The sequence below is a fragment of the Myxococcales bacterium genome (assembly GCA_016712525.1).
GTDB lineage: Bacteria > Myxococcota_A > Polyangia > Polyangiales > Polyangiaceae > JAAFHV01.
Map to the genome: position 1 here is coordinate 1,058,478 of JADJQX010000006.1, position 14,074 is coordinate 1,072,551.

Sequence of the window (14,074 nt, forward strand, 5' to 3'; positions counted from 1 at the left end):
GGTCTCCCGTGGAGACAGGACTCTCGCGGCGGACGCCGAACGCAACGGCCTTTCGCCGCCACGAGGGGGCCGGGGCGCGCCGCGCGTCAGGGCAGGCCGTACACGGCGCGCACGAGGTCGGTCACTCGGCCCGCGCCGGTCGTGGTCTGCCGTTGCACGCGGAGGGCTTCGGTGGGCGGGCTCCCGCACTCGACGTAGAGCTGGCACGCTTCGGTGTCCATCTTCGCGGGCTCGTTCGCGGACCGCACGTCGGCGGGAGTCACCGACGTCACGAGCGCCTTGAGGCGCGCGCAGTCCGTGGGAGGCACGGGCATCGGCGGTGGCTCGGGCACCTTGGGGGGCTTCGCGCTGCTGGGCGGAGCCATGGCCAAGGGTGTCGTGTCGTCGGGCCCGTTCTTCCACGGCCCGCTCGAGGCCCACGAGGTGCGCGTGCACGCCCCGAGATCGACGCGCGTCCCCCGCGCGCTCGAGCCGAGGCCCGGGTGGCTGAGCGAGCAGGAGTGGCTCACCGAACAGGTCGCGACCTGCGAGGCGTCGACGAGCGGCGCGTTCGGGCGTTCGGGAGGAGCCCCGTTCGTCGCCGCGGCGCCCGTCTCGTTCGCCGTCGTGCCGGTGCCCGCCTCTCCCGCCGTGGCCCCGTCGCGGCGTGAGCACCCGAGCGTCGTGACGAGAAGGAGAGCCCATGCCCAGCGTAGGACCATCATCGATCGTCACCGTACCCGACGGCCCGTGATCCGGCTTAGCAGCCCGTTGATTTTCTCCCGTCGGCCGTTCGCCGCCGCATCCCGACCGCCTTCGTTGCGATCCTGCGGTGCGTCCCCCGTCGGGGACTTCCAAGGGTCGTTCTCACCTACAAAACGACCCTTGGGAGTCCCTGACGAGGGAGTAGGCTCCGAGCGCTCCTCGGATCGCGCCTCGGCGGGTCGGGCGCGGACGTCGAACGGCCTCGGTCCGAAAATCAACAGGCTGCTAGCGAGTGGGCTAGCGTCCCGGAGCCGACCTCGGGTTCGGGGGCCGGCCCGGAGCGGGCGCAGCTCGTGCGCCAGAGTCGTGACCGCCGATGCCGTTCACGGCCCGAGCCCGCCCGTGCGCGCGAAGCCGGCGACGAGGACGGGCTTCTTCACGCGGTCGTTCGTCGCGCGGACCGCGACGAAGGAGGCGTCGTCGAACCGTACCGAGAGGGTCTCCTTGCCGTCCTCCGAGATCGTGCGCTCGGCGTCGTCGACGTAGTCGACCTCGCGCCCGGGCCCTCGCTCGAGGATGGCGTACCGCAGCTCCAAGGCCTTCGCGGGCGTGAGCGCGGCGGCGCCCTGCGCGCGCAGCGTGTCGAGCGGGATACCCTCGAGCGACACGCCGAGCGAGCGGACCGTTCCCATGGCGACGCCGAGGGGCGACCAGAGCAGCCAGCACGCTTCCTCGACCGCGCTCTTGGCGGTGGGCCACGGCGTCGGGACGCAGGCGCCTACGAAGGTCTCGGGCTTCGTCCCCGGGCCGCGGTTCCCGTGAGCCTTGTCGTAGAGCGCGAGATCCGCGCAGGCGCGCGCCGTCGCCGGGAGCCCCTCGCCGCACCCGAAGTCGTAGTCGCGCGCCTGTCGAACCGCCGTGAACGCGCCCGGCTTGGAGACGAACGGCAGGGCGCTGCCCGAGCCGCCGCGGCCTCCGCGAGGGTAGCCGGGGACGCCGTCTCCGAAGCCTCGTCGCTCGTGGAGGGCGAGGGGGATGGCGTTCCCTTCTCCGACGACGATCGCCACGACCGAGCCTCGGCGCAGGATGTGGCCGACCGGCAGCGCGTTCGCCGCGCTCGGATCCGCCGGCAGGACGAAGTGGTGGGCGTAGTGGAGGAGCGCGCGCTTCGCGAGGGGCTCGTCGCCGTAGTCGACCGCCAAGAGCACCACGGGCTTCTTCCAACACTCGAAGCCGAAGCGCTTCCGTGCCCGCTCCGGTATCGGCGTCGGCAAGGCCACGAGGATCGCCTCGAGGGCAGGGCTCGCCTTCGCGGAGTCGTCGACCGAGCAGCTCCGATCCGTCACGGCGGAGGGCAAATCCTCGAGCGCGACCGCGGGGAGTGTGCTGGCCAGGGGCGCCGCCCCCGAGGGGACCGCGCTCGGGGACGGGGAGGGCCCCTCGCCCATCGAGCGGCACGCGACGAGCGCGACGAACGCCGCCAAAAGACCGAGCGTCGTTGCTCCCCCAGGTGTCCGCATGGGCCTAGCGTATGCCGACGTCGGCGGTTCGGAAACCGACAACGCTCCCGTTTTCCGGGGGGAGAGGTCCGCCATGACCTCGAAGATGATCCCGGGGCGCGAGCCCGTGCTAACGAACATGGCATGCAGGCTCGAGAGGGCGTCGCCCGTTCCCAGCGCGTGTCGTGGAGCACGGCGCGAGGCGTCCGCCACGTGGCGGGGCTCATGGTCCTCCTCGGGCTCACCGGGCTCGCGTGTGGAGGCCGGTTGGCCGCGGGCGACCCCATGGACGGCGGCCCCGACACACGCGCGGCGACGGCGCCCTCGAGCGAGCCTCGCGACGGCGACGTGCGCCCCTCGGCCTCGGCCGACGCGAGCGACGGGGCCGTGGACGCGAGCCCGAACGATCCTTGCGTGTGCACGGACGACCTCGTGCAGGTCGAGGGCACCTGCGACTTCGAGGTCGCGGGTCGGCCGATCCTCTGCGTGAAAGACGTGACCGACCCCGCGGCCCCCGTGACGCTCGACCTCTTTCGGAGCTGCATCGTCGACGCGCCCCCCTCGTGGACACCCGGGCTCTCTTCGACGCGCATCGAGCAGTGCGATTGTGCGCCCGGCGACGTGCGCCGGCTCTGCGTCGCCTACCGGTGACGGCCCGTATCTCGACGCTCGCCCGCGCGGTGCCAGGGTGCTACTTCTACCTACGCTCCGCGCTCCGGGGCGAAGGGGGCCGACCATGATTCCTGCCGTGTTCGCCGATCTCTCGTTCGACGCCGCGCGGAAGCGGGCGAACGACGAAGGGCGCGTCTTTCTCGTGAGCGTCGGCGCGAAAGGCGATGCCGCGTGCGACGAGATGGATCGCGCGACGTGGACCCATCCTTCCGTCGTCGCTCGCATCGAGCAGGGCGCCGTCGCGATCCGCATCGACATCGAGGCCGACGCGCCGATCGCGCGGATGCTGGTCGTGGACGCGGCGCCCGCGATCGTGGCCCATGACCGCGGCGGCTACGTCGGCCACGTCGACGGTCCGCTCACGGCCGAGGGGCTCCTCGCCTGGTTCGACGAGATCGGGCTCGGAAAGAGCTTCAAGGAGCGCCGTGAGAACGAGGTCGCGAAGAACCCGCAGGACACGTTCCGGCGGCTCCAGCTCGCGTCCACGCTCCATCGCGAGGGCTCGCTCGACGCGGCCACGGCCGAGTACGTCTGGCTGTGGGAGCACATGCTCGAGCACGACCCGAAGATGGCGCCGATCCGCCACTCCACGTTCGTCGACTCGCTTTCGCGGCTCGTCCGCGCGCACCCCCCGGCGCGTGAGGCGTTCGTCGCGCTCCGCCCCGCCTCTCCGCCGAGCCTCGACGCCGAGGACACGATCGCCTTCGCCGACTGGTTCTCGCTGAACAAGGCGCTCGGCGACGACGCACGCTCGCTCGCCTGGTTCGACGGCCACGGCGCTCGCGCGCTCGCCGCAGAGTGGCTCGTGCCCGCGCTCGAGGCGCACGTCGAGCCGCTCCTCGTCGCGGCCGAGCGCTGGTCGGACGTCGCGCGTTTTCACAAAAAGGGAGACGTCGTCCGGAGGTTCCTCGAGCAGGTCGGCGAACGCGCGAAGGTCCACGCCGAGATCGCGATGGTGTCGTCCATGGCGCCCCCTGGCATCGCGGCCTCCACCTTCGCGTTCACCCGGATGGGCGCGGACGAGAAGCTCCGCGCGACGGCCCATAAGCTCTGTCGCGCGCTCCGCGCCGCCGGTCGCGACGAGGAGGCGGGCCACATCGCCGCCGCCGCGAAATCCGCGGACGACTCGCCCGAGATGGCCGCCGCGCTCGAGGGCCGCTACGTCGCTCCGTCCCCCGAGGAGCTCTTGGCCCGCGCCGGCGGGTAGGCCCTCACCGAAGCGTGCCGTCGAAGATCCCGAGTCGACCGGGATCGCCGGTCGCGATGACGTGGCCGATGGCTCGGGCGCGCTCGGGCGCGTCAGTCGCGTCGGGTGAGCTTTCCCGTGTAGAACAAGGCGCCACCGGTGCAGCTGTCGGTCAGGATCCGTGGGAGCGTCAGCGTGCGGCAGTCGTCGGAGAACTCCGCGGTGAACGTCGAGCCGCCAGAGAAGCCGCAGCTCGGGGCGTCCTTCCCGCGGAGGTCCTTCGTGGCGAACCCCTTTTCGCCGAGCGAGTAGCTTCCGTACCACTGGAACGCCGTGCACACGTCGGTCCCCGGCGGGCCGCCGACTGCGCGGCCTTGGTCGTCGAAGGACCACACCGTCTTGGGGAACCTCGGCTGCGGGTGCGAGCCGACCTCGAAGTCCCACGTGCCGACGAGCGAGCACGAGCCGATGCGGCCGCTCGGGCCGGTGGAGGCCGGGACGTTCGGTGCCTCCTGCCAGCACGCCGGTGCTCCGCCGTTGCCGCTCGCGCCGGGGGTGCCCGTGGGCGCGGGCGGCAAGAGGGAGATCGGCGGGGGCTCGGTCGGGTCGGGGTCGGTGCCCGGGCCGCCCCCCGCGGGGTCGATCCGGCCGAAGCACCCGGTGGAGGTGGCCGCGACGAGCACGAAGGTGGCGAGGCAGGTCGTACGCTTCATTCGAGTCACCTCTGTCCGTGGGGTGATGGGCGTAGAGCAAGCGTCGTACCGCGAGCGGCGCGCGCCCGGCCGCGCGAATGCGTGGGAACGTAGTGTGCGCCGGTGGCACAGCGCGACACGGGTGCCGCGGCCGACGCGTCTGCCTCGCGCCTTCGCCGAGGTGCGCGCGCGGATCGCCTCGCTCGCGAGCCCCGTCGATGGTCGGGATACCTACGCAGGTCGGGGGGCCAAGCCGAGCCCGAGGCCCCTCATGGTGGGCCCCGAAATTGACGCAAATGACGCAAAAGTCCGAGCGCCCGGACTTTTGCGTCAATCGAATGAAATCATGGGGATGGAAGGGGGTCGGCGAGAGAAAGTCGTCACGGGCCGGATCCGTTCGCGAGGCCCATTTCGGGGGCGCATCGCGTGTAGGATTCCGGGCTCATGACGACCCTCTCCACGCCGCTCACGAAAGACCAGAAGCTCCTCTTGGCGGAGGCGCTGCGCCGGTGCGAGCTCTCGCGGGACGCGATCGAGGACGCGGTGGTGGAGCTCGGGCGGTGGCTGCTCGTGCACGTGTTCGAGGACGACTCGACGGCGGCGCTCGAGGGGCGACGCGACAACGCGGTGTGGCGCGAGCTCTTGGAGCGCGCCGGTGGGCCGAGCTTGAAGTTGCCCAAACAGGCGCTGCACACGTCGGTGCGGATCGCGGCGTACGACAAGCGCATCCAAGACGAGGCGTGGCGAAACCTCGAGGCGGGGCGGAAGGAGCTGCTCTTGCCGCTCGGCACCGAAGATGCGCTCCGCGAGGGGGCGCAGCACGTGACGGCGATGAAGCTCTCGCACCGGGACACGAAGGCGTACGTGAAGGCGCACCTCGCGCCGAAGGAGCGCCCGCGGGAGAAGAAGACCTCGCGGTTCGTGACGAGGCGTGTCTCGTCGATGACGAAGCGGCTCGACGCGCCGTTCCGGAAGGCGGCGGTGCAGGCGTTCGCGAAGGGGTCGCCCGAGGATCGCGCGGCCATCAAAGAGGAGCTCACGGCGCTGCGGGATCTCGCGGCGCAGCTCCTCGCGGATCTCAAGGGCAAATGACCGAGCGAGCCACCCTCGGGGGCAAAACGAAGGCGTGGGCGCTCGTCGCCCTGCTCACCCTCGCGCCTCGGGCGGCGCTCGCCGAAGAAGAGGGCGCCCGCCCCGAGCCTCGCCCCAAGACCGAGACGACGACCCGCGGGGGCGTGCGCATCGACGCGGCCTACGGCAAGGGCATCACCGTGGGCTCGAGCAACGGCGACACCGAGCTCAACATCCGCGCGCGTGTGCAGGTGCAGGGCGCCGTCGAGGAGAACGTGCCCGACGCGAAGGGCGAGCGCGCGCCGGTGGACACCTCGTTCCTCGTGCGGCGCATGCGCCTCCTCTTTCAGGGGTACGTGCTGAAGCGGTCCGTGCGCTACTACTTCCAGCTCGGCTTCTCCACGCGCGACATGGAGCCGGACCTGCTCGTGCCGGTGCGCGACGCCTTCGTGGAGTGGCTCGACGTGCGCGACGCGAGCGTACGCGCGGGGCAGATGAAGGTGCCCTTCAGCCGCGAGCGCATGATCTCGTCGTCGGCCCTGGAGCTCGTGGATCGCTCGAACGTGAACGCCGAGATGAACCTCGATCGTGACGTGGGCGTCCAGCTCTTCAGCCGAGATCTGCTCGGGGCCGGCGGGCGCCTCCGGTACAACGCCGGGGTCTTCGGGGGCGACGGGCGTAACCGCATCGCGGACCGCGCGGGGCTCCTTTGGGCGGCGCGCGTGGAGATGCTCCCCTTCGGAGACTTCGACGACTACGTCGAGGCGGATCTCGAGCACTCGCACAAGCCGGCGCTCTCGGTCGGCTTCGCGACGGCGTACAACCAGAGCACGAACCGCGTGCGGAGCACGGTGACCGAGTCGTATACGACGGGCACCGTGGACTACCGTCACGCGGTCGCCGACATGCACTTCAAGTGGAGGGGCTTCTCGGTGCTCGGCGAGCTCCACTACCGCAAGGCCGACCGGCCGATCGTCGGCGAGAAGGTGGACGCGAGCGGCAAGACCGTGGTGGAGCGCGGACGCTCCGCGGTGGGCTACCTCGTGCAGGTCGGGGCGCCCCTCGCCAAACACTGGGACCTCGCGCTCCGTTACGGCGAAGTTCGCCCGCTCGACGGCGACGTGGTGCACCGCGATCGGGAGATCGGCGGCGGCATCGGCTTCTTCCCGAAGGGGCACAACCTGAAGATCCAGCTCGACTACTTTCACCTGATCCGAGACACCCCGACGGTCGACGACGTGGAGACGAACCGCGTGCGCGTCCAGACGCAGCTCTTCTTCTGAGGGGAGGCGCGCGCGACCGAGCGGAGCGCGGGCTTGGCGCGACGGCGGCGACGCAGGGCGCACGGCGTTCGCGAGCGGGGTGCGTCGTTCGTGACGCGGGCGGAGAGGCTGGCCTCGGCGTTTCCTAGGAGAACGTGAGGTGACGTCGTGGCACGTCGTGTGCTCCCCTACTCGGCATGAACATGCCTTTCTCCTCGTCTCGTCTCGCTCGTCCCGTCCTCGTCCTCGTGCTCTCCCTCGGCGCGCTCGCGACCTCCGCGTGCGACAAGAAGACCGAGAGCGCCGCGCCCGAGGGGCCCGCGAGCGCCGCGCCCGCGAAGGCCGGCGGTGAGAAGGCCGCGGCACCGACCGAAGGTGCCGCAGTGAACGTGGGCGCGCAGGGCGTCAACGTGGCGGCGCCCGGCGCTCAGGTCGCGGTCACGCCGAGCGGCGTCGCGGTCGGCGCGGCGAGCGCTCCGGGCAAGGGCGTCACGGTGCAGACGGGCCCGAACGGCGCGGCCTCGGTCAACGCCGGGGGCGTGAAGGTCCAGACGGGCCCGGGCGGCGGCACGAAGGTCGTGGTGCCCGGGATGGGCACGGTCACGACGCCGTGATCGTACGCGGCGCGGGGCTCGCGGGGCGCACGTGTTGCGGTCCCCATGAAAACCCCGCGCCCCCTCGCACACCGCAGCGGGGACGAGGTCAGCGCTTCACCATGCGCACCACGGTCGTCTCGGCGCCCGGCGCGGGGTCCGACGCGTCGGTCTCGATCCAGTAGACGCACGAGAGATCGGCCAGGTCCTTGACGACGTTGGAGGCGGTGATCGCGGCGACGGGGCGTCCGGTGTCGGCGAGAACCGTCGCGAACGTGCCGCCCGGGCCTCCGTGCGTGACGATCGCCTCGCGCGCGCGGAGCTCTTCGCCGCTCGCGACGGCCGCGTGGAACACGGCGCCCTTGTCGTCGGCGAAGAAGGCCTGGATCGTCGTGAACGCCGCCTCGGTGTACGGCACGGCGTTCGGCGGTGCGGGCGTCGGCGTGGTGGAGAGCGGGTAGTAGGTGACACGCGCTTGGTTGCACGTCGCCTCGGCGCACGTGAGGCGCTCGTCGACCACGAAGCCCGCGCTCGTGACGTGGCCCGGCCCACGCGCGCCGCGCGGCATGGAGATCACGGGATCTCCCGAGCCCGCGCCCTGGGCGACGCGGCCGTCGGTGAGCACGGCGCCCCACTCGTTGCCTCGGGCGGAGAGGCTCGCGGCCTCGCCGACGTACTTCGCGATCGTGCGGGGTGCGATGGTGATGGGGCCGAGCGGGTAGGCCGTGATCGTCGACTGCGGCGGGAGCGAGCGTGTGTCGGCCGTGGCGACGAGGATGTCGGAGCCGGTCACGGCGAACGGGCCGGCCGCGGCGGTGACCTGGCGGGTCTTGCCGGTCGTGAGATCGTGCTCGACGATCCCCGTGCCCTGCGCGAAGTAGACGAGCTTGTCCCGCGCCTCGACGGTGTTCGTGAGGGGCGACGCGGAGCCTAGGTTCTTCGGGGCCTCGCGCGTCCCGATGGGGACCATGTGCACGTCGCGCAGGGCCACGGGGGGGACGCTGGGGCCCGTGATCTCGGCGAGCACGGCGACGTACCCCGAGCCGAGCGCGAGGCCGATGGCGCGGCGCGAGGGGAGGGTCGCCAGCGTCACGGGCGTGGTCGTGCACGCGCCCGGCGTGGGAGGAACCGTCGGGGTGCTCCCGGAGGGCGAAGGCGTGGGGACGGTGCCCGAAGGCGTGGGAGCCGGGCCGCCGTCGGGCGATGGGGTGGGCTCGCCGTCGAGGAGGACGGTGCCGCCGCAGGCCGTGGCCAAGGCCGCGAGCGCGAGGGGGAGGGTGACGCGAGAGAGAGGACGAAGGAAGATTTTCATGGGGTGACCTCGGGATTCTCCGCGCCTATGTCGGGCTCTCGCCGAGACCTTCTATCGCCGCGAAAGAAAATTCGAGGACGCGCCGGCACGAGGCCGTGGGCCCGGATGCGAAGCTCACCGCGGCGAGAGCGCGCTCTCGGCCAACCGCGCGAACCGCCCTTCGGGGTAGCGCTCGAGATACGCCTTGGCGTGCCGGGGCGCGGAGCCGTCGCCGAGGCGAAGGCCCGCTTCGATGGCGAGGGCCGAGGCTTCTTCGTCGAGCGGCCCGCGGGCGTGTGTGGCGCGGTACTCGGCGAGCAGGCGGGAGGCCTTCGCTGCATCGTTCTCTTTGCGGAGCGCGCGCATGGCCGAGACCACGAGATCTCCGCCGTACGACGGGGGAGCTGCCGCGGGGCCCGCGGGAGCCTCGGGCGAGGGGGCCGGGGATGCTTTTGGAGAAGGCGCGCGTGGCGTCTCCGGTGCGCGAACGACGGGCGGAGGTGCTGGGACACTCGCTGCTTCGACGCTCACGAGCGGGCTCGGGGCGATGGCGGGCTCGGGGGCCTCGGGCTCCGAAGGCCGCGTGGGCACACCGGGCGCTCCTTGCACCGCCGTCGCCGTGGGGGTGGCCGCAGCAGGGATTTTCTCGGGGTGCGAGGGGCCGTCGTGCGCGCCCGACTCGAGGAAGGGCAAGCGCCGACCGATGGCGCCCGAGGCCCCGGCGACGGCCGTCGCGAGCAGCATCGCGGCCGCGAGCGCAGGGACGAGCCACCCGGTCGTCGTCTTGCGAGGGCTCCGCTCGGCGTCGAGCGCCTGGCGCACCCGGGCCTTCGCCGAGGGAGAGACGCGCGTCGCTCCGAGGGCGCCCAGCAGCGCGCGCGTGCGGGCCTCGTTCGGCGCGTCGCCGTCGAGGATGCGCGTCGGCTCGGCGTCGTCCACGGGATCCGTGTGTGCCGTCATCGTGGGCCCTCCTCGGCGACGAACGCCGCAAAATCACGCCGAGCGTGGTGGAGCCGTGTCCACACCGTGGCCACCGGGATCTCGAGCAACGTCGCGATCTCTTCGCCGGAGTACCCCTCGAGCTCGAAGAGCACGAACGGCACGCGGCGCTTCTCGGTCAAACGCTCGAGGGCGCGCTCGGCGAGGCGCATGTCCTCGGCGCGGGCGAGGCGCGCCTCGGGATCGGCGTCGCGGCTCACGAGGTCGTCGAGCGGCGCGGTCTTCTGCGGGGAGAAGAAGCTCAAGAGCCACCGCTTTCGGCGCTCGCTGCGCACCACGTGGCGGGCGATCGCGAAGAGCCAGCCTGCCTCGTTCTTGCCGTCGAAGCCCGAGAGCTTGCGCCGCGCGACGAGGAACGTCTCCTGGGCGAGGTCCTCGACGTCGGCCGCGCGCCCGCCGAGAGCCCTCACGAACCGGCAGGTGTCCGCGAAGCGCCGCTCGTAGAGGGCGTCGAACGTGGCCTCGGCCGAGCGCGAGCCCTGGCGCGACGAGGTCGCGTCGGAGTCGCTGTCGAGGACGTTCGAAAGGATGGCCACGGGGGTGGATGGCACCTTGGCCCCAAAACCTTCGAGCGGCCCGAAAAAAAAACGAAGAGGGCTAGCAGCCCGTTGATTTTCTCCCATCCCCCGTCGGGGACTTCCAAGGGTCGTCGGCCGCTCTCCGCCGCATCCCGACCGCCTTCGTTGCGATCCTGCGGTGCGTCCCCCGTCGGGGACTTCCAAGGGTCGTCCTCACCTAAAAAGTAGGCTCCGGGCGCTCCTCGGATCGCGCCTCGGCGAGTCGGGCGCGGACGTCGAACGGCCTCGGTCCGAAAATCAACAGGCTGCTAGAAAGCTAGGAATTTCGGGGGCTGAGCGCGAAGCGCGGCTCGCGTAGCGGGCCCCGTGGCCGGAGAGCGACGCCCGAGGGAGTCTCCTGGACCGACGGTAGGGGTGGTGCCGACGTCGCCGGCCTGGGCGCGAGCCGGTCGGGCGTGGCCGGCTACGCTGGCAGGTCCCGGTACGCCGCGACCATCGCGTCGCGGACCTCACGCGCGAGCCGCGGCGCGTCGTCGATCGTGAGGTCGTCCGTGCGGAACGGGTCGAGCACCCTAACGTGGATGTCGGCCTCGCGCTTGAACACGAGCGAGCCCTTGGGGAGCAGCTCCCGCGCTCCGGCGAGGACGATCGGCACGATCGGCCGCCGGTGGGCGATCGCGAGCTTGAACGCCCCGAGCTTGAACTCCCCGATCTCGCCGCTCTCGCTGCGCGTGCCCTCCGGGAAGAGCGCGACCGACACGCCTCGCTCGAGCCAGCGCCCGAGCGACTCGAGGGCGCCCCGACCGCTGTCCCGGTCGCCCCGCACGACGGGGACCTCACCGGCGATGCGCAGCGCCCACCCGAACACCGGGACCTCGAACACGCTCGCCTTACCGAGGTACTTCGTCGGGTGGTCGAGGAAGCACATCGCGATGAGGTCGGCGAAGCTCTGATGGTTGACCACCAGCACGAACGGCGCGCCGTGCGCGAGCTTCTCCTTGCCCTCCACGTGGAGCCTCCAGCGCGGGTTCACGCGCGCGAGCGCCTTTCCGAGGGTCCGGAAGTACCAGTCGCTGATCGCCCGGTTCGGATCGACGAGCACGAGGGGGTAGCCGATCACCATCGGAGGTACCGCCACCGCGACGACCCCGGCGATCCCCGCCCAGATCCCCGCGGAGCGAACGACATCGCGCGCCCGACCCATGGGATCTCGTATATCGCGAACCGCGAGGGCGCAGGAAGGCCTACCCACAGCGCATCGCTCGCTCCCGTCGTCTCCGTCGACTCCGAGGGCCAGGTCGCCGTCGCCCGTATCGAAGCCGCGAATCGTGCGAACGGCGCGTCGAGAGCCCGAAACGTCCGCGAGGCTCAGGGCCCCGTGGCCCGAAACCTCAGGCCGAGGGTGACCGCGAGACCGACGGCCGGGGTGGCGCCCACGTCGCCCGCCTTTCGGAGGGCGAGCCGGTCGGGCGAGGGGGTCAGGGTGGCCTCGAGACCACCCACGAGAGAGAGACGAGGGGTGAGGCCGAGGCCTGCCGTTCCTCCGAGCACGATCGCGATTTGAGCCCGCGAGGTCTCGGGCTCGGCGTTCGCGAGGCCCTCGGCCACGATGGTGACCCGGGAGAGCGCGAGGGCCGCGTCCGCAGAGAAGGCGAGGCTCCGTCGCGTCGCGAGGCCGCGGAGCCCGAGGGACACCGACTGGCGCGTGAGCGTGACGTCGGGCCCGCGTGTGCCGACCGTGTACGGGAGCACGACGCCGAGGCCGAACGTGCCGAAGAGCCGCCCGTTTCCGACGGCCGCGCCGAGGCCGAACGTCGGGGCGAGCGCGCCCCCGTGGGCCGAGCCTCCCGGAACCCCGAGGGCGCCGCCGCGGGCCTCGAGATCGAGCGCCAACGTGGAGCGCGCGGGGGGCGGGGGAGGAGGTGGTCTCGGGCTCGGGGCAGGAGGCGCCGGAGGTGGGACGGGCGGCGGTCTCGGCGGCGTAGGCTCGAGAGGCGCAGGCTTCGGCTCCACGCTCTCGGGGGGCTCGAGGCCGAGCGCGACGTACGCCGACACGAGGCGCGTGCGCTCCTCGCAGGAGCCGGAGAAGACCCGGGAGGAGCCGAACGCCGTGACGGTCACGTCGTCTCGGGTCGCCTCGAGCGTGACGTCGGCGTCGCCCGAGGTGGCGCGAAGCTCGGTCCGCACGAGGATGGAGCCCAGGGCGGCGAGCACGGCGTCGGCCGAGGGGCACGGCTCGCCACGGACCGCGATGGTGACGGGCGCGGTCGGGCCCGCGTGCGCCTCTCGGCTCCCACACGCGGCGGCGAGGGCGACCGAGAAGGCCACGGAGACACGGCGCGCGAGGCGGTGTTGTCGCAGCGTTTCGGAGCGGGCGAACGGCATCGTGGACCTTGCCAGGGGCGAGGAGGAGAGCACGCGACGTCCCCCCGTGCAAACGTGCTCCCGCGCCGGGGGGCCCGACGACCGTGGGGCGCCCGAGGACCTCGCGGAGAGGCCGACGACGGATCGTCGCCAGCCCGTTTCCTATCCAAGGCGCTTGCGGCAGCCTCTCGTGCTCGGCTTCGTGCGGGTCAACTCGCGTGGCGTCGGGCCCTCGGCGTCGGGCTTCGGGGTGGGAGCTTCGCCTTCGTGCCGGGGCGAACGGGGGCGCCGGGCGTGGCCTCCTTCACGACCCTCTCGGCGAGGTCGCGCACGAAGCGCGCGGCCGGCTCGTCGTCGAGCGCGCTCGGCCAGAGGAGATCGATCGTGCCTGTGACCGGCGAGAAGGGGAGGTCTACCGCGCGGAGCTTCGGCCGCTCGAGGAGGATCCTCGCGGCGACGACGGCGGGCACGGTCGCGAGGAGGGCCGAGCCCTCGACGATGGGGCCGATCGACGCGAAGCTCGCGACCGAGCAGCGAACGGTTCGAGTCTTGCCGAGGGCGTCCTCGACCACGCCCCGGAGATCCGCGTTGTACGACACGATCACGTGCTCGTGCGCGAGGTAGGTGCGCTCGTCGACGGCTCGGGCCCGCGGCGCGATGCGCGCGTGGCGAGGGTCGAAGAGGCAGAGGAACTTGCCTTGCGCGAGCGGCCGGCGTCGGACGCTCTTCGGGAGCTCGTCGGCGACCGTGATCGCGGCGTCGATCCGGCGAGACGCGATCGCCTCGGCGACGGTCCGGAACTGCACCTCGGTGACCACGAGCTGCATCTGGGGGGCCTCGAGCCGGAGGGCGTGGAGGAGCTTCGGCACGACCCAAGCCTCTAGTGCGTCGGACATCCCGAGCCGCGCGGTGGCGCGGCTCGAGCGTGGGTCGAAGGAGGGCGGGCTGAGCGCGGCCTCGACGAGCGCAGTCAGGTGAGGGGTGGCGGCCTCGGCGAGCTTCCTTCCCCGTGGGGAGAGCTCGAGCCCGCGCCCTTTTCGAACGAAGAGGCGAGCCCCGACGGCGCGCGTGAGGCGGGCGAGCGCGGCGCTCACGGCCGGCTGCGTGAGGTAGAGCCGAGCTGCCGCCGCGGTCACGCTCCCCTCGCTCGCGACGACGGCGAACACCCGGAGCAAGTTGAGGTCGAGGTCCCTCCCATAGACGCCGTTCATGTCACTCATCTATCCTATCGACTGGTCGTATG

14 protein-coding genes are annotated in these 14,074 nt (G+C 72.1%); 5 read left to right on the top strand and 9 right to left on the bottom strand.

Annotation, left to right across the window (positions count from 1 at the left end):
* Positions 1-86: 86 nt before the first annotated feature.
* Both IPK71_16450 and IPK71_16455 read right to left on the bottom strand, forming a co-directional pair.
* Positions 87-704, bottom strand: coding sequence for a hypothetical protein (locus IPK71_16450; protein ID MBK8215332.1), 618 nt, complete (start codon positions 702-704; stop codon positions 87-89).
* A 363-nt stretch (positions 705-1,067) separates the two neighbouring features.
* Entirely contained in the window at positions 1,068-2,204 is a 1,137-nt protein-coding gene (locus tag IPK71_16455; protein MBK8215333.1) for a hypothetical protein, read from the bottom strand.
* Positions 2,205-2,327: 123 nt separating this feature from the next.
* Between IPK71_16455 and IPK71_16460 the strand changes: the two genes are divergently transcribed.
* Both IPK71_16460 and IPK71_16465 read left to right on the top strand, forming a co-directional pair.
* The gene (locus IPK71_16460; protein MBK8215334.1) at positions 2,328-2,834 is read left to right on the top strand and encodes a hypothetical protein; all 507 of its coding nucleotides are present in this window, start codon (positions 2,328-2,330) and stop codon (positions 2,832-2,834) included.
* Positions 2,835-2,919: 85 nt separating this feature from the next.
* Complete coding sequence (locus tag IPK71_16465) at positions 2,920-4,062, top strand: hypothetical protein (protein ID MBK8215335.1); 1,143 nt, start codon at positions 2,920-2,922, stop codon at positions 4,060-4,062.
* A gap of 92 nt (positions 4,063-4,154) precedes the next feature.
* Here IPK71_16465 and IPK71_16470 read toward each other — a convergent pair whose 3' ends face one another.
* Positions 4,155-4,754: a hypothetical protein gene (locus IPK71_16470; protein ID MBK8215336.1), complete on the bottom strand. Its 600-nt coding sequence runs from the start codon at positions 4,752-4,754 to the stop codon at positions 4,155-4,157.
* Positions 4,755-5,177: 423 nt separating this feature from the next.
* Here IPK71_16470 and IPK71_16475 point away from each other — a divergent pair, with 423 nt between their 5' ends.
* From IPK71_16475 to IPK71_16485, 3 genes are all read left to right on the top strand, one after another.
* Complete coding sequence (locus IPK71_16475; GenBank protein ID MBK8215337.1) at positions 5,178-5,825, top strand: hypothetical protein; 648 nt, start codon at positions 5,178-5,180, stop codon at positions 5,823-5,825.
* Positions 5,822-7,087, top strand: a complete 1,266-nt coding sequence (locus tag IPK71_16480; protein MBK8215338.1) for a hypothetical protein — start codon at positions 5,822-5,824, stop codon at positions 7,085-7,087. Before IPK71_16475 ends, IPK71_16480 begins: the two co-directional genes overlap by 4 nt.
* Positions 7,088-7,263: 176 nt before the next feature.
* On the top strand, positions 7,264-7,680 hold the full coding sequence (locus IPK71_16485; GenBank protein MBK8215339.1) for a hypothetical protein: 417 nt from the start codon (positions 7,264-7,266) through the stop codon (positions 7,678-7,680).
* Between the two features lie 88 nt (positions 7,681-7,768).
* Here IPK71_16485 and IPK71_16490 read toward each other — a convergent pair whose 3' ends face one another.
* The 6 genes from IPK71_16490 to IPK71_16515 all read right to left on the bottom strand — a co-directional run bounded on the left by IPK71_16490 (position 7,769) and on the right by IPK71_16515 (position 14,042).
* On the bottom strand, positions 7,769-8,971 hold the full coding sequence (locus IPK71_16490; protein MBK8215340.1) for a hypothetical protein: 1,203 nt from the start codon (positions 8,969-8,971) through the stop codon (positions 7,769-7,771).
* Positions 8,972-9,085: 114 nt separating this feature from the next.
* Positions 9,086-9,910 (bottom strand): hypothetical protein, encoded by an 825-nt coding sequence (locus tag IPK71_16495; protein ID MBK8215341.1) that lies wholly within the window; start codon positions 9,908-9,910, stop codon positions 9,086-9,088.
* Positions 9,907-10,485, bottom strand: coding sequence for an RNA polymerase sigma factor (locus tag IPK71_16500; protein ID MBK8215342.1), 579 nt, complete (start codon positions 10,483-10,485; stop codon positions 9,907-9,909). Before IPK71_16500 ends, IPK71_16495 begins: the two co-directional genes overlap by 4 nt.
* A gap of 445 nt (positions 10,486-10,930) precedes the next feature.
* Entirely contained in the window at positions 10,931-11,671 is a 741-nt protein-coding gene (locus IPK71_16505) for a 1-acyl-sn-glycerol-3-phosphate acyltransferase (protein MBK8215343.1), read from the bottom strand.
* A 164-nt stretch (positions 11,672-11,835) separates the two neighbouring features.
* Positions 11,836-12,852 carry a hypothetical protein gene (locus IPK71_16510; GenBank protein MBK8215344.1) on the bottom strand — a complete coding sequence of 339 codons (1,017 nt, stop codon included), beginning with the start codon at positions 12,850-12,852 and terminating at the stop codon, positions 11,836-11,838.
* Between the two features lie 188 nt (positions 12,853-13,040).
* Positions 13,041-14,042 carry a LysR family transcriptional regulator gene (locus tag IPK71_16515; protein ID MBK8215345.1) on the bottom strand — a complete coding sequence of 334 codons (1,002 nt, stop codon included), beginning with the start codon at positions 14,040-14,042 and terminating at the stop codon, positions 13,041-13,043.
* Positions 14,043-14,074 lie beyond the last annotated feature (32 nt).